General features: G+C 65.1%; 28 protein-coding genes. 15 read left to right on the forward strand and 13 right to left on the reverse strand.

The window, feature by feature from the left end:
- Nucleotides 1-101: 101 nt before the first annotated feature.
- Nucleotides 102-1,001, reverse strand: a complete 900-nt coding sequence (locus CEY09_RS02285) for a LysR family transcriptional regulator (RefSeq protein WP_088587368.1) — start codon at nt 999-1,001, stop codon at nt 102-104.
- Between the two features lie 105 nt (nt 1,002-1,106).
- Between CEY09_RS02285 and CEY09_RS02290 the strand changes: the two genes are divergently transcribed.
- Entirely contained in the window at nt 1,107-2,384 is a 1,278-nt protein-coding gene (locus CEY09_RS02290; protein WP_088587369.1) for an MFS transporter, read from the forward strand.
- A gap of 5 nt (nt 2,385-2,389) precedes the next feature.
- Here the strand turns inward: CEY09_RS02290 and CEY09_RS02295 are convergent, their stop codons facing one another.
- Nucleotides 2,390-2,707, reverse strand: a complete 318-nt coding sequence (locus CEY09_RS02295) for a flagellar transcriptional regulator FlhD (protein ID WP_006222130.1) — start codon at nt 2,705-2,707, stop codon at nt 2,390-2,392.
- 300 nt (nt 2,708-3,007) lie between these two features.
- Between CEY09_RS02295 and CEY09_RS02300 the strand changes: the two genes are divergently transcribed.
- The 3 genes from CEY09_RS02300 to CEY09_RS02310 all read left to right on the forward strand — a co-directional run bounded on the left by CEY09_RS02300 (nt 3,008) and on the right by CEY09_RS02310 (nt 7,326).
- Entirely contained in the window at nt 3,008-3,724 is a 717-nt protein-coding gene (locus CEY09_RS02300; protein WP_088587370.1) for a DUF2325 domain-containing protein, read from the forward strand.
- Nucleotides 3,725-3,796: 72 nt separating this feature from the next.
- Nucleotides 3,797-6,808, forward strand: a complete 3,012-nt coding sequence (locus tag CEY09_RS02305; RefSeq protein ID WP_088587371.1) for a PAS domain-containing protein — start codon at nt 3,797-3,799, stop codon at nt 6,806-6,808.
- A 161-nt stretch (nt 6,809-6,969) separates the two neighbouring features.
- Nucleotides 6,970-7,326: a superantigen-like protein SSL4 gene (locus CEY09_RS02310; protein WP_088587372.1), complete on the forward strand. Its 357-nt coding sequence runs from the start codon at nt 6,970-6,972 to the stop codon at nt 7,324-7,326.
- 91 nt (nt 7,327-7,417) lie between these two features.
- On the opposite strand, the gene CEY09_RS02315 is transcribed toward CEY09_RS02310, so the two are convergent.
- On the reverse strand, nt 7,418-8,872 hold the full coding sequence (locus tag CEY09_RS02315; protein WP_446678353.1) for an RNA polymerase factor sigma-54: 1,455 nt from the start codon (nt 8,870-8,872) through the stop codon (nt 7,418-7,420).
- Nucleotides 8,873-9,016: 144 nt separating this feature from the next.
- Complete coding sequence (locus CEY09_RS02320; RefSeq protein ID WP_088587374.1) at nt 9,017-9,961, reverse strand: sigma-54 interaction domain-containing protein; 945 nt, start codon at nt 9,959-9,961, stop codon at nt 9,017-9,019.
- 265 nt (nt 9,962-10,226) lie between these two features.
- On the opposite strand from CEY09_RS02320, the gene CEY09_RS02325 reads away from it, so the two are divergent.
- A complete protein-coding gene (locus CEY09_RS02325; protein WP_088587375.1) occupies nt 10,227-11,600 on the forward strand; it encodes a sigma-54-dependent transcriptional regulator in 1,374 nt (457 codons plus the stop codon).
- A gap of 64 nt (nt 11,601-11,664) precedes the next feature.
- Here CEY09_RS02325 and CEY09_RS02330 read toward each other — a convergent pair whose 3' ends face one another.
- Nucleotides 11,665-12,033, reverse strand: a complete 369-nt coding sequence (locus CEY09_RS02330) for a hypothetical protein (protein ID WP_006222123.1) — start codon at nt 12,031-12,033, stop codon at nt 11,665-11,667.
- Nucleotides 12,034-12,162: 129 nt separating this feature from the next.
- On the opposite strand from CEY09_RS02330, the gene CEY09_RS02335 reads away from it, so the two are divergent.
- Nucleotides 12,163-12,381 (forward strand): hypothetical protein, encoded by a 219-nt coding sequence (locus tag CEY09_RS02335; RefSeq protein WP_088587376.1) that lies wholly within the window; start codon nt 12,163-12,165, stop codon nt 12,379-12,381.
- A 15-nt stretch (nt 12,382-12,396) separates the two neighbouring features.
- Here CEY09_RS02335 and CEY09_RS02340 read toward each other — a convergent pair whose 3' ends face one another.
- Together CEY09_RS02340 and CEY09_RS02345 are read right to left on the reverse strand one after the other, a co-directional pair.
- Nucleotides 12,397-12,771, reverse strand: coding sequence for a DUF378 domain-containing protein (locus CEY09_RS02340; protein ID WP_088587377.1), 375 nt, complete (start codon nt 12,769-12,771; stop codon nt 12,397-12,399).
- A complete protein-coding gene (locus CEY09_RS02345; protein WP_088587378.1) occupies nt 12,761-13,042 on the reverse strand; it encodes a hypothetical protein in 282 nt (93 codons plus the stop codon). Before CEY09_RS02345 ends, CEY09_RS02340 begins: the two co-directional genes overlap by 11 nt.
- Nucleotides 13,043-13,173: 131 nt before the next feature.
- On the opposite strand from CEY09_RS02345, the gene CEY09_RS02350 reads away from it, so the two are divergent.
- Nucleotides 13,174-13,764, forward strand: coding sequence for a hypothetical protein (locus CEY09_RS02350; protein WP_006222119.1), 591 nt, complete (start codon nt 13,174-13,176; stop codon nt 13,762-13,764).
- A 4-nt stretch (nt 13,765-13,768) separates the two neighbouring features.
- Here the strand turns inward: CEY09_RS02350 and CEY09_RS02355 are convergent, their stop codons facing one another.
- Entirely contained in the window at nt 13,769-14,656 is an 888-nt protein-coding gene (locus CEY09_RS02355; protein ID WP_088587379.1) for an SDR family oxidoreductase, read from the reverse strand.
- A gap of 178 nt (nt 14,657-14,834) precedes the next feature.
- Between CEY09_RS02355 and CEY09_RS02360 the strand changes: the two genes are divergently transcribed.
- Nucleotides 14,835-15,011 (forward strand): CsbD family protein, encoded by a 177-nt coding sequence (locus CEY09_RS02360; RefSeq protein WP_006222117.1) that lies wholly within the window; start codon nt 14,835-14,837, stop codon nt 15,009-15,011.
- 26 nt (nt 15,012-15,037) lie between these two features.
- Here CEY09_RS02360 and CEY09_RS02365 read toward each other — a convergent pair whose 3' ends face one another.
- Nucleotides 15,038-15,379 carry an ElaB/YgaM/YqjD family protein gene (locus CEY09_RS02365; protein ID WP_006222116.1) on the reverse strand — a complete coding sequence of 114 codons (342 nt, stop codon included), beginning with the start codon at nt 15,377-15,379 and terminating at the stop codon, nt 15,038-15,040.
- A 76-nt stretch (nt 15,380-15,455) separates the two neighbouring features.
- Nucleotides 15,456-15,788 carry a four-helix bundle copper-binding protein gene (locus CEY09_RS02370; RefSeq protein WP_006222115.1) on the reverse strand — a complete coding sequence of 111 codons (333 nt, stop codon included), beginning with the start codon at nt 15,786-15,788 and terminating at the stop codon, nt 15,456-15,458.
- A gap of 147 nt (nt 15,789-15,935) precedes the next feature.
- On the opposite strand from CEY09_RS02370, the gene CEY09_RS02375 reads away from it, so the two are divergent.
- A complete protein-coding gene (locus CEY09_RS02375; RefSeq protein WP_081533928.1) occupies nt 15,936-16,199 on the forward strand; it encodes a hypothetical protein in 264 nt (87 codons plus the stop codon).
- Here the strand turns inward: CEY09_RS02375 and CEY09_RS02380 are convergent.
- The gene (locus tag CEY09_RS02380; protein WP_088587380.1) at nt 16,185-17,252 is read right to left on the reverse strand and encodes a DNA topoisomerase IB; all 1,068 of its coding nucleotides are present in this window, start codon (nt 17,250-17,252) and stop codon (nt 16,185-16,187) included. The two genes, CEY09_RS02375 and CEY09_RS02380, sit on opposite strands and share 15 nt — an antisense overlap.
- Before the next feature lie 185 nt (nt 17,253-17,437).
- Between CEY09_RS02380 and CEY09_RS32250 the strand changes: the two genes are divergently transcribed.
- From CEY09_RS32250 to CEY09_RS02390, 3 genes are all read left to right on the forward strand, one after another.
- Entirely contained in the window at nt 17,438-17,599 is a 162-nt protein-coding gene (locus CEY09_RS32250; protein WP_167389996.1) for a hypothetical protein, read from the forward strand.
- 49 nt (nt 17,600-17,648) lie between these two features.
- The gene (locus CEY09_RS02385; protein WP_006222114.1) at nt 17,649-17,801 is read left to right on the forward strand and encodes a DUF3309 domain-containing protein; all 153 of its coding nucleotides are present in this window, start codon (nt 17,649-17,651) and stop codon (nt 17,799-17,801) included.
- Nucleotides 17,802-17,953: 152 nt separating this feature from the next.
- A complete protein-coding gene (locus CEY09_RS02390) occupies nt 17,954-18,910 on the forward strand; it encodes a 2-hydroxyacid dehydrogenase (protein WP_006222113.1) in 957 nt (318 codons plus the stop codon).
- An 8-nt stretch (nt 18,911-18,918) separates the two neighbouring features.
- Here CEY09_RS02390 and CEY09_RS02395 read toward each other — a convergent pair whose 3' ends face one another.
- Together CEY09_RS02395 and CEY09_RS02400 are read right to left on the reverse strand one after the other, a co-directional pair.
- Nucleotides 18,919-19,755, reverse strand: coding sequence for a universal stress protein (locus CEY09_RS02395; RefSeq protein ID WP_088587381.1), 837 nt, complete (start codon nt 19,753-19,755; stop codon nt 18,919-18,921).
- A 129-nt stretch (nt 19,756-19,884) separates the two neighbouring features.
- Nucleotides 19,885-22,014, reverse strand: coding sequence for an FUSC family protein (locus CEY09_RS02400; protein ID WP_234818205.1), 2,130 nt, complete (start codon nt 22,012-22,014; stop codon nt 19,885-19,887).
- Nucleotides 22,015-22,363: 349 nt separating this feature from the next.
- On the opposite strand from CEY09_RS02400, the gene CEY09_RS02405 reads away from it, so the two are divergent.
- From CEY09_RS02405 to CEY09_RS02415, 3 genes are all read left to right on the forward strand, one after another.
- Complete coding sequence (locus CEY09_RS02405; protein ID WP_088587383.1) at nt 22,364-23,275, forward strand: EAL domain-containing protein; 912 nt, start codon at nt 22,364-22,366, stop codon at nt 23,273-23,275.
- A 174-nt stretch (nt 23,276-23,449) separates the two neighbouring features.
- Nucleotides 23,450-23,632, forward strand: coding sequence for a hypothetical protein (locus tag CEY09_RS02410; protein ID WP_088587384.1), 183 nt, complete (start codon nt 23,450-23,452; stop codon nt 23,630-23,632).
- A 232-nt stretch (nt 23,633-23,864) separates the two neighbouring features.
- A complete protein-coding gene (locus CEY09_RS02415) occupies nt 23,865-24,968 on the forward strand; it encodes a DUF748 domain-containing protein (protein ID WP_088587385.1) in 1,104 nt (367 codons plus the stop codon).
- Nucleotides 24,969-24,975: the final 7 nt, after the last annotated feature.

Consider the following 24,975-nt stretch of genomic DNA (forward strand, 5'->3'; position numbering starts at 1 on the left):
GATCGCCGATAGCGCGACAATTTACTCCGCGTCTTTCCGGCCGGCTTTACAGAAGATGACAAAAGCGACAGGGTGATACCGCCCCATTTTTGCGCCGTCGCTCAAGCCCGTTCGGGATGGGCCAGGCGACGCAACATGTCGACGGCGTTGACGGCCGCGATCGAACGGTCGTGGCGGCGGTAGGCCATATCCAGCAAGGCGTGCGGGGCGTCGCCGGCGATGGGCCGGTACTCGATGCCTTCGGCGCCCATGTGGCGCATCGCCGCGGGCACGACCGAGATCCCGACGCCGGCGGCGACCAGGCTGACGATGGACGCCATCTGCGGCGCCTCCTGGATCACACGCGGGGCGAATCCCGCCCGCTGGCAGGCGGATTGGATGGCGTCGTACAGCCCTGCGCCGATGGGGCGCGGATACAGCACGAAATCCTGGTCGGCCAGCGCTGCGATGGGCACGCTGGCCAGGCGGCTCAAGGGATGGTCGGGCGGCAGGGCGACCAGCATCGGCTCGTCCAGCACTCGCTCGGATTCGAATTCGGCGTCCAACAGGTAGGGCGGACGCACGAAGGCGACGTCCACCTCGCCCAGCCGCAGACCACGCAGCAGCGAAATGGTATTGCTTTCCGTGAGCGTGACGCGCACATCGGGATAGCGGTCGCGGAAGGCGCGGATGGCGCGCGGCAGGTAAGGGTGGAACACGGCCGATGCGGTGAACCCCACGGTGAGGGCGCCGCGTTCGCCGCGGCCAAGCCGGCGGGCGGTGTCGATGGCGCGGTCGGCGCTTGCCAGGATGGCGCGGGCGTCTTCCAGGAACTGGACGCCGGCCTCGGTCATTTCCACCCCTCGCGGCAGACGCAGGAACAGCGGCGTGCCGATTTCGCGTTCCAGTTGCTGGATCTGCTGGCTGAGCGGCGGTTGCCCGATGCCCAGACGGGCGGCCGCGCGGGTGAAGTGCAGTTCTTCAGCGACGGCGGTGAAATAACGCAAGTGGCGGAGTTCCATCGGTTTAAAGTATGGGCTCTGTGAGTTTCATATATTGGACATATGCAGGGGAAAAGTCTACTTTGATGGGGCGGGCTCTACGCCCGATGCCTTTCGAGAATCCTGATGTCTACCCCCTCCGCCAATTCTTCCTCCCCGGCCCCCACCGACTATCTTGCCCGGGGCACGCCCGGGTTGCGCCGTGCGCAATGGGCGCTGTTCGCCGCCGGCTTTTCCACCTTTTCCCTGCTGTATTGCGTGCAGCCGCTGATGCCGCTGTTCACGCAGGCGTTCGGCGTGTCACCCGCGCAAAGTAGTCTGGTCTTGTCGCTGTGCACGGGGCTGCTGGCCGTGGCGATTTTCTTTGTAGGGCTGTTCTCGCAATCGCTGCCGCGCAAGCGGGTGATGGCGTTGTCCTTGGTTGCGTCGGCCATGCTGGGCACGATCGCGGCGGTGGCACCGGATTGGCACAGCCTGTTGGCGCTGCGCGCCTTGCAAGGCGTGGCGATGGGCGGCGTGCCCGCGGTGGCGATGGCCTATCTGGCCGAAGAGGTCGAACCGGACACGCTGGGCTTCGTCATGGGCCTGTACATCAGCGGCAGCGCCTTTGGCGGCCTGTCAGGCCGCGTCATCACGGGCTTGGTGTCCGACCACTTCGGCTGGCGGGCGGCGATGGGCACGCTGGGCTTGCTGGGCATTGTGGCCGCCGTGTTGTTCGTCTGGCTGCTGCCGCCTTCGCGCCGCTTTGCGCCGCAACGCGGCCGGGGCTGGGCGGGCGTGGCGGGCGACGTGCGCGCCGGCGTCAGCGCCCATCTGAAGAACGGCCCGCTGTGCGCGTTGTTCGCGATGGGCGGCTTGCTGATGGGCGCATTCGTCACGCTCTATAACTATGTGGGGTTCCGCCTGCTGCTGCCGCCGTTCTCGCTGAGCCAGACCTTCATTGGCTTCATCTTCGTCGTGTATCTGGTGGGAATTTTCGCGTCGACGTTCTTCGGCCGGCTTGCCGACCGCCATGGGCGGGGCGCGATGCTGTCCGCGGCCACGGGCCTGGCGCTGGCCGGCCTGCTGCTGACGCTGTCTGATTCATTGCCCGTGCTGATCGCCGGCATCGTCCTCTTTACCTTCGGGTTTTTCGCGGCGCATGCGGTGGCCAGCGGGTGGGTCGGGCAGATGGCGCGCGGCTACAAGGCGCTGGCCGCGTCGCTGTACCTGCTGGTGTACTACGTGGGGTCCAGCGTGCTGGGCGCCTGGGGCGGGCATTTCTGGGCCTCCAGCCAATGGCCGGGCGTGGCGGCGATGGCCGGCGGCCTGCTTACGCTGGCGCTCGTGATCAGCGTCGGGCTGGCCTGGCGCACGAGCGGCAGCGCCAAGCGCGCCACGGCCATCGTCGGCGAGTCTTCCTGAGGCTTCTAGGGTAGTCGAGCTGCCTGCGGTTCTAGGGGCGCCGCAGCGACCGTTCGCGCCGCAAGGGTGGCGTCGATGCCCTGGCTTAGCGCTGACAGCAACAGGTGCGGCGCCAAATCCAGCTGTGCCAGCAGCACGCTGCATCGCGACATCTTGGCTAGATCGTCATGGGACAGGGCGGCCAACCACTGGCAGGCATGCGCCGATATCTGCAGGCCGGCCATCGCCGGCGCGTTGCCGGTGCGGGCCAGCCGCTGCAACAGCAGCAGATACATCAGGTTGGTTTCGTGGATATCGCGCAGAAGTTCGGTGGATTTCGGCATCGGGCATCCCTGACTTCGAAATTTCCGCCGGTCGGCCGCGGCCGGAGCGGAAGGGCGCGTGGCGTCCTCGTGGGAACGCCTATTCCAAGCCCGGGGCGGGCTTGCGAGCCGGTAGAATCTGTCGATCATATTTAAGCGATTCGGGCGCGTCAGTTATGGATTTCCCTGTGCGCGCTTCGGATATGAGGTCATTTTCTAAAAACGACGCATTCTCATTTATAATTGCCCGCATGCCAAGTGGCGCGTTGCGGGGTGCTTCTGCACGCAGCGCCCTGGTAGGTGTTTCAACCGAGGCCTGCGATGACTTCCTCTTCCCTAGACCGCCAGACGCTGCAGCGTGAACATGCGGCGCTGCTTGCCGCTTACGGCCAGGCGCAATCGCATTGCAGCCAGTTGCTCAGCGCGCAGGCGGCGCGGATCCTGCACCTGGAAGGCGAAGCGATGCGCCTGCGCGCCGCAGTGGTCCAGCGGGATACCGCGCTGGCCTGGGCGCGCGAAGACCATCTCGCACTGGAAGGATCTATACCGGGCCTGCCCAAGCGGGTGGCGCTGGCGCGGCGAGTCACGCAACTGATGGAACGCATCCAGTGCCTTATGCGCGAGCGGCTGGCCTGGCAGGACCGCGCCAGCCAGGCGCGGGCGCGACCCGTCGAACGGTTGGCAGAAGCCGTGGCATCGCTACCGGCCGTGACGGCGGTGGCCCTGCGCCAGAAATCCGTGCTCTGCGTGGGCGAAGACGCCATGGCCTTGATGTTGACGCGCAAGGTCGTTGAACTTGCCGGCGGTCGTTACCTGGGCCACAGTGGCGAAGGCGACGCGGACGGCGCCACGCTGGAGGCCAGCCTGGTCGCCGCCGACCTGGTTATCTGCCAGACGGGGTGCGTCAGCCACGGCGCCTATTGGCGCGTCAAGGACCACTGCACCCGCACCGGCAAGCAGTGCGTGCTGGTCGACAAGCCCGAAGCGCTGAATGCCTTGCGCCTGGACGGGGAACCTGCGTTCGAGCAGGAACGGTAGCGTCGCGTTACCGAGCGTTTCCGCACGGTGACGCCGCCCCGCAATACAGTAGACGTTGGCAAAGGGGCAAACATGCTGAAAAAACAAGATCGCGTCGCCCTCCCTTGGACGGATACGCTTGCCCGTCTGGAAGACGAACGCATCATGCTGCAGCGGATTGCCGCGGGCATGCCGCTGGCGCACGTGCTGGAACACGTGCTGCACGCTATCGAGGCGCAATCCAGCGTCGAATTACGCGCGGCGATCGCCTTGATCGACGATACCGGGACCTTCCTGTTGCATGCGGCGGCGCCCAGCTTGCCGGCGGCATTCAATGTGGCCGTGCAACGCACGCCGATCGGGCCCCACATGGCCTCCTGGGGCACGGCGGCCTATGCCGGCAGCGCGGTCTATGTGGAGGACATCGCCTCGCATCCCGATTGGGAGCGCTGGCGTGACCTGGCCTTGGCCCACGGATTGCGGGCGTGCTGGTCCACGCCAATCAAGGCGCCGGACGGACGCTTGCTTGGGGTGTTCTCGAACTACTACAGCGCCGTGCGTTCCCCGTCGGCCGACGATATCGACGCCATTGCGCTCGTGACGCGCAGCGCCGCGCTGGCCATCGAGCGCCACCTGACCGATACCGCGCTGCGCGCGAGCGGCCAGCGCTGGCGCGCCATGTTTGACGGCATGCAGGAAGCTTTCTTCCTGAGCGAGGCGCTGCGCGACGACAGCGGGCGCATCGTGGACTTTCGCTTCCTGGAGGTGAACCCGGCCTTCGAGCGCCAAAGCGGTATGCGTGAAGGCGACACGCTGGGCCATACGCTGCGCGAAATGATCCCGGGAGTGCCCGGCCAGATTATGGACGCGTTCGCCCAGGTGGTGGAAACGGGTGAGCCGACCCAGTTCGAGTTCGCCGTGCCGGCGCCCAAGGAGGCCTGGTACGAGGCCCGCGCACGCAAGGACGGCGACGACCGTATGATGGCGTTGTTCCTGGACGTTACCGCACGCAAGGCGGCCGAGACGGAATTGTGGGAGGGGCAGCACCGGAAGAATTTCCTGCTGTCGTTGGGCGACCGCATGCGTGAACTGCATCACCAGTCGGAAATCGAACGCGCCGCCTGCGAAGGGTTGGGCCAGCATCTGTCGTTGGGCCTGGTGGCCGTGGTGGACTGGCCCGGCGACGATGCGGCGGCGGTGTCGCCATCCACGTGCTGGCGGTCCGAGGGGGACCGGGCCACGCAGCCGGCGCTAGGGCCGGGGCAGTTCGGACAAGAGTTCAAGGTGGCGCTGCGCAAGGGACGCACCGCCTATGTGGAACCGCTGTTGGCCGATCCAGGCGGCGAAGTCCGGCCCTCTGCGATCGTGGTGCCCATGCGCCGCTGGGGGCGGCAGGGGGCCGCGCTGGTAGTGCGTCCGCAGTCCACGAGTCGGCTCAAGGCCGGCGATCTTACCTTTATTGAAGAAGTGACGGAACGCATGTGCGACGCCGTCGAGCGGTCTCAATACGCCCGGACGCTGGAGCAACGGGTCGAGCATGCCATTGCCGAGCGCGACCGCATCTGGCGCCTGTCACCGGAGTTGCTTGCGGTGGTCGACGCGCAAGAACGTTTCGTCAGCGTCAATCCCGCCGTGCGCCCCATCCTGGGCTGGAGTCCGGAGCAGTTCATCTCCATGGGGCTGGCCGAGCTGGTGCATCCGGATGACCAGGCGGCCACGCGCGCCGCCATTGCACAGGCCGCGCATGCGGACCCCGCGCAAGCGGTGCGGCATATGGAAAACCGATTGCTGACTCGCGGCGGCGCCTATCGCTGGATCACCTGGAGCATGTCTTGGTCGCAAGACAGCCTGTACATGACGGGCCGGGACGATACGGATCTGAAGGCGCAGGCGGAAATGCTGCGGGATACCGAGCAGGCGTTGCGGCAGTCGCAGAAGATGGAAGCGGTAGGGCGCCTGACCGGAGGGATTGCGCACGACTTCAACAATATGCTCCAGGGCATCACCGGCGCTTTATATCTGATCAAGCGCAAGCTGGACGCCGACACGCCCGAGCAGGCCGAGCGCTTCATCAACGTAGCGATGGACTCCGCCAACCGGGCCGCGCACTTGACGCAGCGGTTGCTGACCTTTTCGCGGCGACAGCCCATCGATCCGAAACCGTTCAGCGTGGCATCGACGCTGCAATCGATGGCGGACCTGTTCCATCGCTACACGGGCGAGCGTGTGCGCTTGCTCTTCGACCTGGATCCGGCACTGTGGACGGTGCGGTGCGACAAGAACCAGTTCGAGAACGCCTTGCTGAATCTGGTGATCAACGCTTGCGATGCCATGCCCAACGGCGGCGCATTGACCATCGCCGGGTCGAACCAGTCCATGGATGCGATGCGCTTGCGCCAGTTTCCGGGTTTGAAAGCCGGCGACTTCGTGGAAGTTTCCGTGTCCGACGTCGGCTGCGGCATGCCGCCAGACGTGTTGGCCCATGCCTTTGATCCGTTCTTCACCACCAAGCCGTTGGGGGAAGGCACGGGCTTGGGGCTATCGATGATCTATGGTTTTGCCAAACAGGCCGGCGGCATGGCCACGCTGGAAAGCGCAGTCAGCCAGGGGACGACGGTCAGGCTGTTTCTGCCTCGGTATGACGGCGCGCCGGATGCCGCGGCGCGGCAGGAACCCTCTGCCCAGCAGGTGCCGGGCGTCGGACAGCCGTCCGTGGTGGTCCTGGTGGAAGACGACGACAACGTGCGCGACATGGTGCACGAATGCCTGGCCGAATTGGGCATGCGCGTGCTGACCGCAGCCGATGGTGAAGCGGGGCTGGAGCTGGTGCTGGGCACTTCAGGCATCGATCTGCTGGTGACGGACGTTGGGCTGCCGGCGCTGAACGGGCGGCAGTTGGCGGATGCCGCGCGGGCGGCGCACCCCGGGCTGAAGGTGCTGTTGATGACTGGGTACGCGGAAAGCGCGGCGCATGACCGGGGATTTCTGGAACAGGGGATGGAACTGATCGTGAAGCCGTTCTCGCTGGATGCGTTGGGCCAAAGGGTGCAACACATGTTGGCGGAGTCCCGCGACGCGGTGCCGGGCGGCGCAGGCCAGGGGTAGCGCCGGCGGTGGGATGCCAGGGTTGCAAAGGCAGGTAAAAAATACCCGTCCGGGCGTGCTGGCGGGTGGATTACCCAGGCGCACGGTGGCGGGAGGGTCATTCCAAGGACGGGAACGGGGCTTGCGAATAAGTCCACGCATTCCAACCAAGGAGTCTGACTATGAAAACCCGTGCCATGACTTGCGCTTTTGTACTGCTGACGGGCCTGACGTCCGCCGGCGCCGCGCTGGCCCAGTCGGCCAGCCCGACTACGCCGTCTTCCACGCCGAATGACGCCTCCGCCGCCCAGCCGAACCGCCCCTTGCCGGCGGGTCAGATGGCGCCTGCGCCTAACGCGACGCCCTCTACGGGGACCACCGCGCCCGCGATGCAACATAGCGGCACCATGTCTTCGGGCAAGAAGCACTCCGATGAAACGCCCAAGCGTCCGCGCGAAGCCAACGACAACGTGCCGCGCACGCCGGCCGCTGGCGCCGCGCCGCCTCCGGGGTACCCGAACACGGGCGGTTCGAAGTAAGCGCCCTGAACCTGACTGCCCGAAAGGGCAGCCATAAAAAGAAGGCTTCCGCAGGGAAGCCTTCTTTGCATGCGGCACCGACCGGCAACGGCTAGTGCTGGCGGCGCAACTCCGCCGGCGGCACCCGTAGTTGCCCCCGATACTTGGACACGGTGCGGCGTGCCAGCAGGATGCCGCTGGCGGCCAGTTGCTGGGTCAGGGCCACATCGGACAAGGGCATGGTGGGGTCTTCGGCGTCGACCATTTCCTTGATCAGCGCCCGTACCGCGGCGGCCGAACACGAGCCGCCCGATTCGGTGGCCAGCTCGCGCGAAAAGAAGTGGCGGAATTCAAATACGCCGCGTGGCGTCACCATGTACTTGCCGACGGTTGCTCGCGATACCGTGGACTCGTGCATGTCGAGATCGTCGGCCACTTCCCGGAGCATCAGCGGGCGCAACGCCACCTCGCCATATTCGAAAAACGTCTGCTGCCGCTTGACGATGGCCTCCGCGACACGCTGGATGGTGGTGTAGCGCTGTTCCACATTGCGCACCAGCCAGCGCGCCTCCTGCAACTCTTGAGCCATCGGGCTGCGGTCGTCCAGGCGGGCGCGGCGGAACAGGTCGGCATAGGTGCGGTGCAGGCGCGCTTGCGGCATCGCATTGCGGTTGGGCAGCACGCGCCAGCGGGCATGCCATTTATCAACGAATACATCCGGCACGACGTACACCGGCGCTTCCGCGCTGTAGCGGGCGCCCGGTTTGGGATCCAGGCTTCGGATCAGCGCGCACGCCTCGCGCAGTGCCTCGTCGGAACATTCCAGCAGGCGGCGCAGTCCGACGCAGTCGTTCTTGCCCAAGCGGTCCAGGTGCTCGCGCACGATCCGCAGCGCCAGGTCCCGAGTGGCTGCGTCGACCGTCCGGGCGGCCGTCAATTGCAGCGTCAGGCATTCCGTCAGGTCGCGCGCGCCCAGGCCGGGTGCATCCAGCTGCTGTACCAGGCGCAGCGCAGCGATCCACTCCCCGTCATCGGGCGGGGGATTGAATTCGGGCCGGTCCGCACTGCAAAGGCTGCCCAGCGGAACGCGAAGATAGCCGTCGTCGTCCAGGGCGTCGATGATGAATTCCGCCAACAACCGATCACGGGGCTCCAGGTGATAGTTGCCGAGATCCTGCGACAGGCGCTCCCGCATCGATAGGGATGCGCTGGCCCATTGGCCCAGGTCCTTGCCTTCGCCGGTGCCGGACGACGGCATGGGGTAGTCGCCGGAATAGGCGGGGGCGTCGGGGGGCGCTTCTTCGTTTTCAGCGCTTGGGGTGGTCGTGTGCTCCGCCGGCGCATCAGCGTGCTCGCCGTGGCCGACGGGCCGGGTGTCCGGCCCGTTGTCGGTGGTCTCGCTATCCTGCTCGTCGCCGTCTTCAAGAAACGGATTGGTGGCCAGCGCATGCTCCACCGCGGTCGTGAATTCAAGCGCCGACATTTGCAGCAGCTTGACGGACTGCTGAAGCCGGGGCGCCAGCGTCATCTGCTGTCGCAGGCGCAATTCTTGCGTAGGGTGGCCCAATCGAGTCTCCTTGCCGGGAGCCGCCGGAAGGCGGCGCATCCCTGATACTCAAGCAAACTCCATGCCAGGTGGGTTTGCGGGTGAGTATCGGGGGGATGGCGGCTGCGGGCGGAGACGCTATTACAAGCCGGCGGTAAGAACTGCTCAGCGGTCTGCCAAGCCTTCCTTGTCGTAGACGTCCAGCCGGTTGTAGAGGGTCTTCAGGCTGACGCCCAACGTGTCAGCGGCCAGTCGCTTATCGCCGTCATGATGCGCGAGGGTTGCCAGGATGAATTCACGCTGGGCCCGGCCCAGGGGCATGCCGACGGGAAAACTGAGGGCGCCATCGCGAACCTCCGTCCGCTGGCGGGCAGGGGCGCGCGCCAGCAGATCGGTGTCCAGTTGGGTATCAGACAGGATGAAAGCGCGCTGCACGACGTTGCGTAATTCGCGGACGTTGCCGGGCCAGTCGTGCTGATGGATCGCATCGAGCATCTGCTTGGAAAACGTCTTCTTCGTGCGGTGCTGCGCATTCAGAGTGTCCAGGAACCGGTGCGCCAGGATCACCGCATCGTCGCCGCGTTCGCGCAGCGGCGGCACGCGCAGGGGAATGACCAGTAAGCGATGGAGGAAGTCCTGTCGCAGCCGGCCTTCAGCGACCGATGCCGCTGGGTCGCGATTACTGGCGCAGATAATGCGCACATTGGCCCGGAGCAGATCGGACCCGCCCACGCGCTGATATGTCCCGGCCTCCAGCACGCGCAGGAAATGCACCTGCATGTCGGGAGGCATCTCGGTAACCTCGTCCAGAAACAGGGTGCCGCCGCTGGCATATTCAAAGTAGCCCGCATTCTGGGCCAATGCCCCGGTAAAACTTCCCTTCTCGTGCCCGAACAGTTCAGCGTGGGCAAGCGTGCCGCTGATGGCGCCGCAGTTCACGGCGACAAAAGGCTGGCTGCGCCGTTCGCTGGCGTCATGGATCGCGCGCGCAACAATCTCTTTGCCCGCGCCGCTCTCTCCCACGATGAAGACGCTGGCATCGGTGGACGCCGCCAGTTGCAACTGGGTGCCCAGTTTTTGCATGACCGGGGACAGGCCGGTTACGTCCATCGGGGGGGCCGGGGACACTACCGCGTCCTCGCGACCAGTGGTGATGCGATTTGCCATGCTTATACCTCGGCCCGCCGGGAGCCTATCGCGATTTGATAATCGTAGTGGCGGGGTGGGCGCAGGAATGCGACCAGTTGCAAGTATTCGAAAACTTTAGTGGACAGTATCGAATATTTACGCCTCTCGTCGCCAGAGTGACTATTCTCATTGAAACAAGAATGCGCGGCGCGGACATCGCGCCGCCTATCGCCCTATGGAGAAGTAGATGCCTCACTTGCTGGTCGTGGACGATGACGACGCGATTCGAGAGACCTTGGCCGAGCTGGGCCGCGACAGCGGTTTCTCGGTTGCCGTGGCGGCCAGCGTCAAGGACGCGTTCATACAGCTGGAGCGGCAGGCGCCGGATCTGGTGCTGACCGACGTCCGGCTGCCGGGCGGCAATGGCATGGACATTTTCAAGAGTGTCGCCGCAGCCAGCGCGGAAGTCGTTGTGATGACGGGGCATGGCACGGTGGACTATGCCGTCCAGGCCTTGCGCCTGGGAGCCACCGACTTTTTGGTCAAGCCGATCTGCATGGAACGGTTGAACGCCATCCTGACACGCGTCGTCGCCAATGCCGGCGGCGACCTGCCTGGAATGCCGTTCGAGGAAGCCGGGCGATTCGGCAAGCTGTATGGTGCGTCGGATTGCATGACTGCGCTGTATCGCCAGATCGGGCGCGTCGCGCCCACCAACGTTACGACCTTGCTGATCGGCGAAAGCGGCACCGGCAAAGAGCTGGCGGCTCATGCGATCCACGAACTGAGTTCGCGCCGCCAGCGTCCGTTCATCGCCGTCAACTGCGGCGCGATTTCCCCGAACTTGATCGAAAGCGAAATGTTCGGACACGAGCGCGGCAGCTTTACGGGGGCCGACCGCCAGCACAAGGGCTATTTCGAGCGCGCTGACGGCGGCACCCTGTTCCTGGACGAAGTCACGGAGATGCCGCTGGACCTGCAGGTCAAGTTATTGCGGGTGCTGGAAACCGGCCAGTTCATGAGGGTTGGCACCAACCGAGAGATTGCTTGCGACATCCGGATCATTGCCGCCACGAACCGAAATCCCGAACAGGCTGTGCAGGACGGCAAGTTGCGTGAGGACTTGTACTACCGGCTGAGTGTCTTTCCCATTGAGTTGCCTCCGCTGCGCGAGCGGGGCGACGACATTTTGTTTTTGGCGCAACGATTCCTCCAGGCCCAGAACCAGGAAACTGGAAAGAACAAGGTGTTCGCTCCGGAAGCTGCTCAAGCGCTGGCGCAATACGATTGGCCCGGCAATGTGCGCGAACTGAAGAACTTTGTGCGGCGAGCGTTCATCATGGCGGAGGGCGACGTCTTGAATGCGGATATGTTGGCACCTCACGTCTCGCCAAGCGGGGATGCCGCGGTCGGGCAGGTCAGCGTGCCGGTGGGCGAGACGTTGGCGGAAGCGGACCGTCGCCTGATTTTGGCAACGCTTGCACGCTGCAATGGCGTGAAGAAGCAGACTGCCGCAATGCTGGGCATCAGTCCCAAAACGCTTTACAACCGGCTGGAAGAATATGCGGCTGCCGGCTACGTCTTGCCAGGAGAGGGCGGCTCGGACGAGGCGCGCAGCTAAAGCTAGATTTTGCCGGCGCGATGGCAGCCCCGCCAGAGCGGGGCGGCCATCGCGCCGGCGGATCTTACTTGCCGTAGCGCGTCTTCAGGTCAGCCATGCAGGCGTCCTTGGCGTTGCCGGACATCGCATCGCACTTTTCTTTGCCTACTTTGTAGTCGGCATCGTTGCGCGTTTTCGCGGCGTCATGATTGGCTTCGGCCTTTTCCTTGCCGGCCTTGGCATCGGCCTTCGCCTTGTCGCGGTTGGCTTCTGCCTGCTGCTGGCAGACGTCCTTCTGGTTGCCCTTCATACCGTCGCATTGCTTTTTATCCATCTTGTACTGATTGTCGATCTGGTCGCTGCTGCGTACCGGCGTGGTTTGCGCGGAGGCCTGGAACGCCAGGGCGGACAGGCACAGGGCGATAGCGGGGCAAACGGTTTTGGACAGATTCATGACTGACTCCTTTGGGTAAGGGCCCGGTGTAAGGCGGGCCTGCACACCACTAAGCAAGCGGCGTTCCCGGCCCCCGGGCACGCCGCTTGCGGCGTCCACCCGCGCATCATTGGGAACATGGAGAGCAAGATGACACAGCCCACTGCACAGAAGCCGGCCAAGCCCGAGGCGAACACACCGAACGACAAGACGGACGCCGCCCATCGCAGCGGCCAGTTCGGTGCGGACGAGCCCGAGGTTGCCGAAAATCCGCCAACCAAGCGGCCGGCAGACAAGACGCCCAACACCAAGGGGCCGCAATTCGAAGAAGGAGGGGAGTATCCCGGCAAGCGCCCGGGCGGAAAGTAGGGCGGCAGGCCCCGATCAATCCGGGGCTTCCGCCAGGCGGAAGAGCAGCACCACGCAATGCAGGGCGGCCAGGCCGATCAGGCCCTGCACAGCGCGGGTCGCCACCGTGTACGGCAGGATTTTCGCAAACACGTCGAGGTTGACGGCGGCGATCAGGCCGCAGTTCAACCCGCCCGCGACGACCGCCATCAGCGCCAGCCAATCCAGTCGCGACAGTTCACGCCCGCGAGGATCACCGCTTGCGGCAGTTTCTGCTTCAGGGTTGGAAAAAACTTCACTGTCCCCAGGAATGTCCACATTTTCCCCCCGAGTCGTGCCGGCCGTGCCGGCGTTGAACGCGAGGGGCGACGGCGACGGTGCGGACTCAGCGGACAGGGAATCAGCCGCCATTGCGCACCGGATTAGGCGCCGAACGGGAAATGCCGGCCTCGTCAGCGTCGGTGACGCGGTCCGGTGCGATATCGCTGCCATCGTCGTTGCGCACATCCGGCTCAACGCTTTCGCGTTCACCGGTTGCCTGCGAATCGCTGTCGGAATGCGCCAGGCCGGGCGGCAGGTCACTGGCCGAATCGGACGAATCGCTGGGGCCCAGATCGGGGCGGCCATTGTCGTTCGGGTCCGGCAAGCCATCTGGAAAATCGGGGGAGGGGGTACGGGGCATGGCGGTCTCCGGGTAGGGGTGAAGCGCAGCACCCGGACAGGTGTGCGCACGCCTGACAGCAAGCGCCGTGCCTTCGCGTGACGGGCATGCGAGTTGCTGCGACCGATGACACATGCAACCGGGAGAACGTCATGTCCTTGATTGTCGCCGCACGTTTCCAGACTTTCGACCAAGCCACCGTGGCCGCGCAGAAGCTTTTTGCCGAAGGTTTCACCGAGGACGACGTGCATACGTTCTATATCAATTCCGCGGGTGAGCACGGTCGGTATCCGTTGGGCGGCGACCGGGTCGCAGATCCGGACGCCAAAGGCGGCCACCTCGGTGCCGTGGCGGGCGCAGCGGCGCTGGGATTGCTGTTTGCGCTGCTGGGCGGCCTGATCGCGGCACAGATGGCGGCATCGATCTTCATCGTCATCGCTGCAGCGGGCGTAGGCGCCTATCTGGGGGCGTTGGCGGGCGCGCTGTGGATCGTCGGACGGGACAAGCGCAAGGGGAAGTCCACACTCCACCCGCAAGCAATGCATCCTGCGATTCGCCCGGCGGGCGTGATGCTCGCGTTGCATGTGCCGGTGGGCAAAGAGGCGCTTGCGCGGCAGGTATTGCGCGAATCCGGTGGCCGCGATATCGAACGTGCACAGGGGCGCTGGTTGAACGGCAAGTGGGAGGATTTCGACCCCTTGACGCCGCCCCAGCACGTCGAGGCCCCCACCTCCGTCACCTGACGGGTCAGTCGCCGGCGCTGCCCGTAATGGGCAGCACGATGCCGGTGATGTAGCTGGCGCACACGGGAGACGCCAGGAACACATAGGCGGGAGAAATCTCTTCGGGTTGCGCCGGCCGGCCCAGGTCGGTGTGCTTGCCGAATTCCTTGATGGCCTTCGGGCTTTGGTCCGCCGGGTTCAAGGGCGTCCAGACAGGACCGGGCGCCACGGCATTCACGCGGATCCCCTGGTCCGCCAGGTTCGCCGCCAACGAACGGGTGAAAGCATGGATGGCGCCTTTCGTGGACGAATAGTCCAGCAGCTTGGCGCTACCGCGAAGTCCGGTCACCGAGCCCGTATTGATGATGGATGCGCCCGCCTTCAGATGGGGTAGCGCCGCCCGGGCCATGTAGAAATAAGCGGTGATGTTGGTGCGCAGCGTCTTGTCCCATTTGTCGTCGTCGATCTCGGTCAGCGTATCGGTATGCTGCTGGTAAGCCGCGTTGTTCACCAGGACATCCAGTTTGCCGAAGGCGCTCACCACTTGTGCCACGGCGTCCTTGCAGAAGGCCGCATCCTGCACGTCGCCCGGAATCAGCAGGCAGCGCCGGCCTTCGGCCTCGACCGCACGCCGGGTGTCCTCGGCATCTTCGTGTTCATTCAGATAAATGACCGCGACGTCCGCGCCTTCACGCGCAAACAGCACGCTGACCGCGCGGCCGATACCGGAGTCTCCGCCGGTGACAATGGTGGCCATGTCCTGCAGCTTGGCGCTGCCCGAATAGCCGGGGGCCTGATATTGCGGCTTGAGCGCCATGTCGGCTTCGTTGCCGGGCTTCTCAAGATGTTGACCCGGCATGGGCGGGGTGGGATGGGGACGGTCGCCGGTGCCGGCGCTGGGGGCTTTGCTCATGCGATGCTCCTCGAAGCTGGCGCGCAAGGCGCGCGGTAGGGTTCAAGGACGCAATTGCTGTTCCTGGCACAGTGTTTTATTACAGGGGTGGAGCTTTGGGCACGCGGCTTGCGAGGCCTGCCGTGGGCGTCGTCCCAGACGCCGTTATTCCAACCACGCGATGAAAAGTGAGAGAGCCATGAACAAGGACCAGGTGAAGGGCAAAGTCAACGAAGCCGTCGGCAAGGCGAAGGAAGTCGCCGGCAAGGCCACCGGCAGCACGTCCACCGAACTGAAGGGGACAGCGCAGAAGGTGGCCGGCAAGACGCAGGCCGCTTACGGGGATGCCAAGGAAAAGGCGCAAAAGCCGGGCTGACGCCCGGCACGGCCCGGCTGGCGCAGCTATTGGCGTCCGACGATGACGCCGAACAGAAATGCTGCGCCGGCCACCAGCCCGACCGCTTGCCACGGCCGGGCATGAATGTATTCCTCGGTGCAGTCGATCGTTTCCCGCATCAGATCACCCGCATTCTCCGAGGCGTCACGCAGGCTGCGCCGCGTGGCGTTCAACTGGTCCGACAGCCGGGCCTTCAGCGCGTCCAGATCCGTCGGGTCGGCGTCGCGTAACGTCGCCTCGATTTCATCGATCCAACTTTCCGGATGACGCGCGCGCCTGCGCGACCCACGATTGTCCGGGCCGTTCTCGGGAAAGTCGGAAGGCAGAGGGGTATTCGTAGAGGCCATCAGAAAGCTCCTGGCAATCGGGCGGGAGTTCCACCAGCGCGAACCGGCCCGTGCGGCCGCGTGGCGTGTCGGGGCGCTAGGCCTCGAGCATGTCTTGGCAGGCCAGGGTGCAGGCCAGGCAAGCGCCGGCGCAGATCTGGCAATGCTCCATGTCCTGATGCGGCGTGCATGCCCGCGCGCAGGCATCGCAAACCAAGGCGCACAAAGTACATAACGCGGTAGAAAACTCCCCATTGCGCGCCAGCATCGCGGCACACAGGCGGCACACGCTGGCGCAGTCCGTGGCCAGACTGATGCAGCGCTTCATCCGCGTGGCATTGATTTCCAGGCTGGTCGCGGCGCACTGGTCGCAAGCCACCGCGCATTCATAGCAGGCTTGCACACATTGCTCGAAGTTTGGGTCTCGCATTGCATCTCCTTGTGAGTTCCCATGGCCGTCGGCAAAGGTATGCCCGGCCGGCACGGGCACATCCGCTTGCAATTTGAAGGTACTGCGAGTGTTTTATCGAGGCCGCTGGCCGTAGGATGGAAAATCGAAACCAGGCAGGAGATACCAATGAAAAACCGCTCCCCGTCGACGCCGGCCGCCTCTGTTCGTGCGGACCGGTCCGCGCAGGCCGGCGCGCAAGACAACGCTAAGATACTGCCGCCGAGCGGCCCCGTCGATGTGCCGAAACAACCAGTCAAACCAGACGCCTCCACCCCGGATGAGGCGGCGCGCGACAAACGCGCGGTGGTCGACAATCAAACCGAATCGAACTGGGCAGACGGCGCCGCGCCGCAGCCGCGCGCGAAGAACGCCCGCTCATCCCTTTTTTGATTCGCCGGCCGGGTCGGTGCCGTCTACGCTGCCTGGCAGGCCGCGCAGGAATGCCAGGAGACGCCGTTCGTCAGCGTCCAGGCCGCGCGGGCCCTCCGGCGCCCGCGACTTCGGCGGCAGCGTGCCCGCCAGATAGGCCTCGAGCAGGGCGGGATGCACATAGCAGGCGCGGCATACGGCGGGCGTGTTGGCCAAGCGCTGCGACACCTGCTTGATAACGTCTACCACGGTCTGTTTGGCCTGCGCTTCGTTTTCGAAGGGGCGAGCCTGCAACGCAGCATATGCCAGCACGGAACCCGCCCAAGTGCGGTAATGCTTGGCCGTGAAGTCGCCCGAACCGGCGGCGCGCAGATAGGCATTGACTGCCCCGGAATCCACGGGATGCTTGCCGCCGTCTTCATCCAGGTATTGGAAGAGCTGCTGGCCCGGGATTTCCAGGCAGCGGCGGATGATGCGGGCCACGCGCCGATCCTTCACCGTTACATCGTGCGGCACGCCGCTCTTGCCCTGGAAGCGGAACCGGAAGCTGCTGCCCGCAACGGTCGTATGCCGACGCTTGAGCGTCGTCAGGCCGTACGACTGGTTGGTCCGGGCATACTCGCGCGCGCCGATCCGGATCAGCGTGGTCTCCAGTAATTTCACCAGCGTCGCGATTACCTTTTCTTGCGCCAACCCGGCTGCGCGCATGTGGCGGTCCACTTGGCGCCGTATGCGCGGCAGGGCCTGCCCGAAAGCCAGCAGGTTCTGATACTTGTCCGCATCGCGCAATGCCGCCCAGCCCGGGTGGTACCGGTATTGCTTGCGGCCCCGCGCGTCGCGGCCGGTGGCCTGGAGGTGCCCATGGGGCAGGGGACAGATCCAGACGTCTTCATAGGCGGGGGGAATCACCAACGCGTGGATGCGGGCGATCTCCTTGTCATCTTTGATGCGTTTTCCCTGCGCGTCCACGTAATGGAATTTGCTGCCGTTCACGCGCACCCGGCGATAGCCCGGCTGCGTGTCGTCAACGTAGACCAGCGGTACGGGCTCGGGGGGCGATATGCGGGCGTCCATCCTGATCTCCAACGGCGTCGGCGCGCCTGCAGCAAGCAACGTGCCCGACGGCGACGTTACGCGGGAATCAACAGGGTCAGGCACGGCGCTTGCTGAGGCAATCGGCAGCAACAACATCAGCGAACCGATCGTTGCGGGCCGGGGCCAACCTCCCGTCCCGGCAAGGATCCTTACAGGAGAGTGCCATGCAACCCACCTTACAGCTACACGTGCCGCCCAAGCCCGATCCGATCCCGCCGGGATCGCCGCCCGGGGATCTGCCGGTAGAACCCGATACGGACGAACCGGAAGTCGATCTGCCGCCGCTTTCGCCGCCGATCAGGGAAATCGACCCTCCCAAACGCTGATGCCCGCATGCCGCTGAACAATTCGAATCAATAACGACGAGGAGTCATCATGTCGACCATTCTGCTGATCATTCTGATCCTGCTGCTTATCGGTGCCGTGCCCGCGTGGCCGCACAGTAAGGGCTGGGGCTATTACCCCAGCGGCTTGCTGGGCATTGTCGTGATCGTGCTGATCGTGATGTTGCTGATGGGACGGATATAACGCCGAGGGCCGGCTGAGCGCCCCGCGGCGCCGGCCGGCCCTCGGTTTTTCCGGGAATGGCCGTCCCTTGGACGGCTGGTAGCGCGGGTACGTGGCAAGGCGTAAGATTTCCCCGCCTTTTCGCAGCCATCCGCCTATCCGGCAACGCCTCCATGACCATTCCCTTATTGATTTTGATCGACAGCGTGCAGGGTTTCCTGCCCGCGATTGAAGGCCACGGCTTTCAAGCCATCTATGCGCCGACGGCGCAAGCCCGCGCGCAAGCCATCCAGGACCATGCCCAGGACATCCGCATCGTGCTGACGCGCGGCGCGACCGGGTTGCGCGCCGATGAAATGGCGGCCTTGCCGAAACTTGAACTGGTCTGTTCGCTTGGAGTGGGCTTCGAGAACATTGATCTGGCCGCGGCTGCGTCGCGCGGCATCATCGTTACCAACGGCCCGGGCGCCAACGCGGTGTCGGTGGCCGACCACGCGATGGCGCTATTGTTGGGCGTCGCGCGCCATCTGCCTCAAGCGGACGCCTGGGTGCGGCAAGGGCACTGGAGCGGCTTCATGGGCCCGCAAGTGTCGGGCAAGCGCCTGGGCATTCTTGGCCTGGGTACCATCGGGCTTGAAATCGCCAAGCGTGGCGCCAACGGATTCGGCATGAGCGTCGGTTACTACAATCGTCGCGCGCGGCCCGAAACCGGGTACACCTATTTCGACACGCCGCGCGCCCTGGCCGCGGCTTCCGACTTCCTGGTGGTGGCCACTCCTGGGGGAGCGGGCACCCGCCATCTGGTGAACGCCGAGGTACTCGACGCATTGGGCCCCGACGGCTATCTGGTGAACATTGCGCGCGGCAGCGTGGTGGATACCGCTGCGCTTATCGCCGCGCTGGCTGAAAAGCGCATCGCAGGTGCCGGGCTGGATGTGGTGGATGGTGAACCGCTAGTGCCGGATGCCTTGAAGCAACTGGGCAATGTGGTGCTGACGCCGCATAGCGCCGGCCGTTCACCCGAGGCGGTGGCGGCGACCGTGGCGCTGTTCCTGCGGAACGCCACGGCGCATTTCAGCGGCAAGCCCGTGTTGACGCCGGTGGTGGAGGCGCAAGCCGAAGCGGCCTAGCCGCGTGCCTAGTGCGAGAACATGATCGGGACGGTCATGCTTTTCAGGATGGACGCGGTGGCGCCGCCCATCGCCCATTGACGCAGCTTGCTGTGGCCATAGGCGCCCATCACGATCATGTCCGCGCTATGGTCGGCGGCGGCATTCAGGATGGTGCTGCCCACGCCAACGCCCTTGATGTCGCGGCGCACGTGGTCCGGGGCAGGCATGCCATGGGCGACGCAATACGTGGCCAGGTCTTCAAACGGCGTGGCTTCGTCTTTCTGCGAGGATCCGCCTTCGTCCATGGTCAGCGCGATCAGGTGCGACGACAGGCGCAGCGCCGGCGTGGCGTCGCCCAGGGCGCGCGCGGCTTCGCGGCTACCGTCCCAGCAGAAGAGCACGCGGTCGCCCACGGTGAGGAAATCGCCGCTGGAGGGCAGCACCAGTACAGGGCGACCGGCCGTCAGCAACATCTGCTCGACGAATTCGGATTCATGCGCGGCTTCGACATCGTCGCGGTTGAACTGGCTGACGATGACGAGATCGCTGGTGCGGGCATGCAGCGCCACGCAGACGCTGGGCGCGGTGTCTCCGGCGCGCACGACCGCCGGAACATCGGCCGCTGCGGCCGTTTCCAAGAAAGCGTTCTGCACCGCGGCGCGGTTCTGCGCCTGCAGTTCCTTCATGACATTCAGCGTACGGGACATCAACACGGATTCGCCGTAGTAATACTGGGGCGGCGCCGCGCTGGCGTAGATGCCGACCAGTTCGGCCTTGTGGCGTTTGGCTAGCGACAGCGCCAGCCGGGTGCGGCGTTCGCAGTCGAATCCGTGGTCCAGGTGTACGGCAATGCGGCGATACATGCGGGTCTCCTCAGTAAGCGTCCCATAGCGACATGGTTACGCTTTCCGAGGGGCCGGCCCTTGATGCGCATCAAGCGGCGTTCAGATACCCGGATTCGGCGCAAAGACGGCCCGTGGGCCGGTTGCGGCCTATTGGGGTGGATCTTTTTCGATGCGGTCGCGCAATTGGCGCACTTGGCGTGCCTGCTGGGCGATGCGGTCCAGCGGCTCGGCCAAGGCCGGGTCGGCGGCGGCGACGGCGGCCGGCACGGCCCATTGGCGGGGAGGCAGGTCCGCCCCGTGATCCTGCGGATGCAGCGCGTGGGCCAGCACCAGGCCGTAGTCGCGCAGGGCAGCCGCCGCAGGCGCTTCGGCAGGTAGGGCGGGCTGGATCTCCAGCACCGTGCCGGCTGCCGTGATACGCCGCATGGCGTTCAGCAGGTTCACCGCGGTGTCGACGTTGCGCTCGCGGTGCACGGGATTCTGTTGCAGGCGCTGCAGTGAGGCCTCGGCATTATCGGCCGACAGGCAGGCTTGGCGGCGCAAGGCGACGATGCTGCTTTCGCCCGGCAGCGAGGCCTCGCCGCTTTTTTGCCGTGTCAGCGCCAGCGCATACGCGGCGTGCCGGTCCAGTGCCCGTGTCAGGGCGCCGGCCAATTGCCGCGGCTCTTTTTCCGGCCACACCAGAAAGCCCACCAGCAGCGCCAGGATGCCGCCCAGCACGCTGTTGAAGGCCCGCAAAGCTGCCAGCGTGGGCTCATAGATTTCCGGTTGCTGGATATGGCTGACCAGCACGAACTGCGACGTCAGGAAGAAGGTGAACAGCGCGTAATGGATGGTGCGCGCGGCGAAGGTGCCCAACGCAATGGGCAGCACGGCGAGCGCCACCGACAGCGGCGTACTCAACAGCAGGCCCAGCAGCGATGCGCCGATGGCGCCGGCGACGCTGCCGGTGACGCGTTCGAGGGTACGTTGCCACGTGGTGGCGAAATAGGGCTGCAGGATGAAGACCAGCGTCAGCGACATCCAATAACCATGGTTGACGGCGAATGTCTTGGACAAGGCCACGGCGATGGTGGCGCCGACGCCCACGCGCAAGGCGTGGCGGAAGGCATCGGATTCCACCCCCAGGTTCTGGCGCAGTGTGCGCCAGGCCTGCCGTGCGCGAGACGTCCCGCGACCTTGCTGGGCGGGCGCGGCAGGCGCACCGCCCTGGTCGAACAGCGCTTGCGTGACGGCTTGTGCGGTGTGCAGCAGGCGGTCCAGCACGGGCACCATCGTGGCCAGATCGGGCGCATAGGCCATGGCGCCGCCGCGCAGGTCATGCAGGCCGGCGCCATAGTGGGCCAGTCGCTCGCGCAGGCATTGCGCCTGTTTGGGGTCGCTGACGTCCGAGGTGCTGGCAATCGCGTTGCACACGCTGGCGTAGCGGTGCAGCGCATGCGACAGGTGTGCGCCGGCGCTGCGGCCCAGCCATTGCGGCGCGTGGGATTCCAGCAGGTCGGCGCAGGCGACCAGCGCAATGAAACTGTCTTCGGCGCTGTCCAGCAAGTAGGTCAGCTGATTGGCGCGCGCGCGGCGGGAAGGGCGCGAGTCCTGCACTTCGCGGATACGGACGCGGGCGGCTTCCAAGGCGGCGCGCTGGGCGCTGCGCTGCGGCTTGGTGACGGCAGTCCACGCTTGGGGGCCGGCTGCCGGGGTCAGGCCCGAATACATGCGTGCCAGCGCATCGGCAAAGTCCGCCAGCCCGCGGTAGCAATGCGCGACCGCGTGCGTGGCGTCCTTCCAGGGCCGGCGGCGCCATACCAGCGCGGTCATCAGAATGGCCCAGACGGCACCCGCCAGGAAGAAAAGGGTGTACGACAGGCTTTCGGTCAGCGTGGGCGCCGGCAATTCGGCGGCGACGACGAAGCCGGCAGACAGCAAGGTGCCGACGATGGCCGCCGCCGGCCCCAGCACGCGCAGCAAGCCGCCGAACGTGCAGCAGATAAACGTCAGCGGCAGCAGCAGCCACAGATGGCTGGCGCTAGCGCTGGCAAGGAAACAGAAGAGGCCGCCGATCAGGCCCAGCGCCAGCATGGAGCCGGCACGTTGTCGCAAGGGGCCGCCAGGATCGCCGAAGCAGGCCCAGAATGCAGCAATCGCGGTCCAGCCCAGGCGGGGTTCGTGCACGAGCACGGCCAGGATCACGGGTGCCGCGCTGATGGCGGCGGCTTGCAGCGCATCCAGCCACAAGACATTGCGCAAGGAAGCGCGCCAGCGGGTAAGCAAATTCGTCACGCTATTCATCAAGCTGCAGTAGGACCCGAAGGCCGAAAGACGCAAACCCTACCATGTCGACAAGGCGGTTTTATCGGCCTCGCCATCGTCGTCCACGGGATGTCAGGTGCATGAATTCGGATGGGTCCACACAAATGGTTTCATTTGTGCGACTTTACTGCCTCTTGAACGCAAATTTGCCTGGAACAATTGCTCGAAATCGCATAAAAAAACATTTGGCAGTTCAATGCGCCGGAAATTACGGCCGGCGCATCGCGGTAAGCCGATAGTGAATACTCATGTCCCAATGTGCCTCTTTCTGCGCCCGGACAGCGCAGGCCTTACCCAGGGGCACGCGAGGAGCGTAGACATGACGCCCAATCACGAGGCTTCCACAAGCTCGGTGGTCAGCGACGAAGAAATCGCGGCCATGGTGGCAGGAAAGGATGGCCTGCGGGTGCTGTTGCAGCCGCAGGTGGACCTGATGACAGGCAGGATCGTATCCGCCGAAGCACTGGCGCGATGGCAGCATCCTCGCCTGGGTGTCGTCATGCCTGCCGAATTCATTCCTGCGATCAACCGCATGGGGTTGGACAAGCTGCTGTTCGAGCGAGTCTGCCTGCGCGTGATCGATATATTGCTGACGATGCGGCGAGCGGGCATTGCGGTGCCGGTCGCCATCAACGCGCCCGCGTCGACGCTATCCGACGATAGCGCCGTGGATTTCCTGCTGGATCTCATCTACGCCGCCGAGCTGCCGGCTTCGCTGGTCCGGGTCGAGCTGACCGAAGACCAGCCCATCCGCGAGCTGGATGTCTTGCGCGCGTCGTTGATGAAACTGGAGGACGCGGGTTGCGAGGTCAGCCTGGACGACTTCGGCACGGGCCATGCCTCGCTGAAGTTGCTATCGGCCATTCCCTTGTCCGAAGTGAAGATCGACCAGTATTTCGTGACGCGCATGCGGCGCAGTGCCGTGGCGTTTGAAGTGCTGCGCACTGCCGCGGAACTGGCCACGCGATTGGGCTGGCGCGTCGTGGCCGAAGGGGTGGAAAACGTGGCCGACATCCCCGCCTTGCGGGCGGCTGGCTGCCGCTATGGGCAAGGTTTCGCGCTTGGGCGTCCGATGCCCCTGGACGCCCTGATGGTACGGCTGCGCACCCAGCGTGACGGCGGCGAACCCCTGGCCGCGCCTGCCAATTACGCGTCGTCCTGGATCGAGGCCTTTGATGGCGGCGCCAAAGAGACCGAACCGGCTTTCCCGGCCCGCGTCATCACGCAGTAGCGCTCGCAGGCGCGTTGCCGCTTGCGCAATTTCTTCCAGCAGGGCCAGGACTTACCGGTCAAAAAAATGGGGACTACGATTTGCTTCTCCAGAATCCTGTCGCTACGGCCGTTGGGCACGCCAGTTGCTACTCCTGATGTAGCGGAGCCTTTTCCGCCTATCAGGAGACTTGTAATGTCCAATCAGAATCAGCCAGACCAGCAAAAGCAGCCGCAAAAGCAACAGGCCCAGGAAAACCCCAAGGACCGCAATCAGTCGCCCGGCCAGCAGCCTGGCCAATCTGGCCAGAATGCCGATCGAGGCCAGGGCCAGCAGGGCGGCCAGCAACCCGGGCAGCCCGGCAAGCCGCAGCGCTGACCCCCTGATCGCGCATTGAGTCCGCAAGCCGGCAGCGCGAATTCCAACGGCCCCGTCCGCGCTTTCAATGGCGTGGACGGGGCCGTTTGCGCGAAGGGGACATAAGCTGCATCATCCATTTCGTCCATTGAATAATGGCGCCGTATCGCTGACCATCCCGGGTGAGGCCTGCAGTTTGACGCTGCGCGATGCGCAGTCTGCGTCCCCCCGGCATCACGAAACAGGAACCGCAATGAGCTTGAACGCCGCCGCGCCGCGCCGGAGATCGGCCTTGGGCACCACTCTTGCCGTGCTGCTTGTCCTTGCCGCGTTGGCCGGGGTGCTGGCGTTTGCCGCCACCCGCATCGCCGAACAGCGGATTTCAAGCATGCTGGGGCCCCGGGGCCAGGTAGGCAACGTGCAGGTCGGCTGGCGGCAGGTCGTGCTGACTGATGTGAAGGTGTCCGGCGCCCCGGGCCAAGCGGGCGCAAGCGCCAAACGCGTTGTGCTGGAACCGGAATGGTCGGCCTTTTTGCGCCATGAGGCCGTATTCGACGCCGTCGTGGTCGAAGGCTTCGATTTTGCGGTCGTGCGCGGCGCCGATGGCGAAATGCAGATTGCCCCTGCCTTGCAAGCGGCGCTGCACGCAGGCGCCGGCGGCGACGGCAAATCGCGCGCAGATCGCACGATCCGTGTCGCGGAGCTGATCCTGCGTGACGGCCGGCTGGATTTCGAGGACGCCGCGGTGTCCAAGCCGTCGCATCGCATTCCATTCAAGAACGTTCAGGCCCGCTTGAGCCCGTTGTCGGTCCCGGGGGATGGCACGCACAGCGATATGGAGTTCAGCGGCACCTTGGAAGAGAACCGCAATGGGGAGTCGACCGTGCGCGCGCAGGGCTGGTTGCAAGTCGGCGGGACGGACGCCGACATGAAAGTGGCCGTGCGCAATATGGACATCCGGCACGCCGCGCCTTACCTGTCGGAAAAGGACGCGGGGTCGCTGACTGGCGGTGCGATGGATCTGGATATGAATACCACCATCGCCAAGCGCGAATTGCAGGCCTCGGGCACCGTCGCGCTGCGTGACCTTAAGTTCAGCGGCGACGGCACCCTGTTTTCGTTGCCGCGCAAGGCGGTGCTGGCCGCCATGAAAGACAAGACCGGCGCCTTGCGCTTCCAGTTCAAACTTCAAGGCAGCCTGGACAATCCCAAGTTCTCGGTCCGACGGGGCTTTGCCGCACAGGTGGCGCAAGGCTTTGGCCGCGCCATCGGCGTGGGCGCGGAAGGCGCGGCCGAAGGCGTGACTGGCGCCGTCAAGGAATTGGGCAACGCCTTGTCGGACTTGCTCAGCCCTTAATGCGCCC

The organism is Achromobacter marplatensis (genome assembly GCF_002209535.1).
GTDB classification, from domain to species: Bacteria; Pseudomonadota; Gammaproteobacteria; order Burkholderiales; family Burkholderiaceae_B; genus Achromobacter; species Achromobacter marplatensis.

Coding starts and splice junctions, on each gene's coding strand:
- CEY09_RS02345 (WP_088587378.1), bottom strand. CDS start 13,042: ATGCCCCGTACCCCCTCCCCCGATTTTCCAGATGGCTTGCCGGACCCG.
- CEY09_RS02415 (WP_088587385.1), top strand. CDS start 23,865: ATGAGCTTGAACGCCGCCGCGCCGCGCCGGAGATCGGCCTTGGGCACC.
- CEY09_RS02385 (WP_006222114.1), top strand. CDS start 17,649: ATGTCGACCATTCTGCTGATCATTCTGATCCTGCTGCTTATCGGTGCC.
- CEY09_RS02370 (WP_006222115.1), bottom strand. CDS start 15,788: ATGCGAGACCCAAACTTCGAGCAATGTGTGCAAGCCTGCTATGAATGC.
- CEY09_RS02375 (WP_081533928.1), top strand. CDS start 15,936: ATGAAAAACCGCTCCCCGTCGACGCCGGCCGCCTCTGTTCGTGCGGAC.
- CEY09_RS02340 (WP_088587377.1), bottom strand. CDS start 12,771: ATGGCGGCTGATTCCCTGTCCGCTGAGTCCGCACCGTCGCCGTCGCCC.
- CEY09_RS02295 (WP_006222130.1), bottom strand. CDS start 2,707: ATGCCGAAATCCACCGAACTTCTGCGCGATATCCACGAAACCAACCTG.
- CEY09_RS02305 (WP_088587371.1), top strand. CDS start 3,797: ATGCTGAAAAAACAAGATCGCGTCGCCCTCCCTTGGACGGATACGCTT.
- CEY09_RS02360 (WP_006222117.1), top strand. CDS start 14,835: ATGAACAAGGACCAGGTGAAGGGCAAAGTCAACGAAGCCGTCGGCAAG.
- CEY09_RS02410 (WP_088587384.1), top strand. CDS start 23,450: ATGTCCAATCAGAATCAGCCAGACCAGCAAAAGCAGCCGCAAAAGCAA.
- CEY09_RS02365 (WP_006222116.1), bottom strand. CDS start 15,379: ATGGCCTCTACGAATACCCCTCTGCCTTCCGACTTTCCCGAGAACGGC.
- CEY09_RS02380 (WP_088587380.1), bottom strand. CDS start 17,252: ATGGACGCCCGCATATCGCCCCCCGAGCCCGTACCGCTGGTCTACGTT.
- CEY09_RS02405 (WP_088587383.1), top strand. CDS start 22,364: ATGACGCCCAATCACGAGGCTTCCACAAGCTCGGTGGTCAGCGACGAA.
- CEY09_RS02390 (WP_006222113.1), top strand. CDS start 17,954: ATGACCATTCCCTTATTGATTTTGATCGACAGCGTGCAGGGTTTCCTG.
- CEY09_RS02325 (WP_088587375.1), top strand. CDS start 10,227: ATGCCTCACTTGCTGGTCGTGGACGATGACGACGCGATTCGAGAGACC.
- CEY09_RS02335 (WP_088587376.1), top strand. CDS start 12,163: ATGACACAGCCCACTGCACAGAAGCCGGCCAAGCCCGAGGCGAACACA.
- CEY09_RS02320 (WP_088587374.1), bottom strand. CDS start 9,961: ATGGACGTAACCGGCCTGTCCCCGGTCATGCAAAAACTGGGCACCCAG.
- CEY09_RS02310 (WP_088587372.1), top strand. CDS start 6,970: ATGAAAACCCGTGCCATGACTTGCGCTTTTGTACTGCTGACGGGCCTG.
- CEY09_RS02300 (WP_088587370.1), top strand. CDS start 3,008: ATGACTTCCTCTTCCCTAGACCGCCAGACGCTGCAGCGTGAACATGCG.
- CEY09_RS32250 (WP_167389996.1), top strand. CDS start 17,438: ATGCAACCCACCTTACAGCTACACGTGCCGCCCAAGCCCGATCCGATC.
- CEY09_RS02395 (WP_088587381.1), bottom strand. CDS start 19,755: ATGTATCGCCGCATTGCCGTACACCTGGACCACGGATTCGACTGCGAA.
- CEY09_RS02350 (WP_006222119.1), top strand. CDS start 13,174: ATGTCCTTGATTGTCGCCGCACGTTTCCAGACTTTCGACCAAGCCACC.
- CEY09_RS02290 (WP_088587369.1), top strand. CDS start 1,107: ATGTCTACCCCCTCCGCCAATTCTTCCTCCCCGGCCCCCACCGACTAT.
- CEY09_RS02330 (WP_006222123.1), bottom strand. CDS start 12,033: ATGAATCTGTCCAAAACCGTTTGCCCCGCTATCGCCCTGTGCCTGTCC.
- CEY09_RS02285 (WP_088587368.1), bottom strand. CDS start 1,001: ATGGAACTCCGCCACTTGCGTTATTTCACCGCCGTCGCTGAAGAACTG.
- CEY09_RS02355 (WP_088587379.1), bottom strand. CDS start 14,656: ATGAGCAAAGCCCCCAGCGCCGGCACCGGCGACCGTCCCCATCCCACC.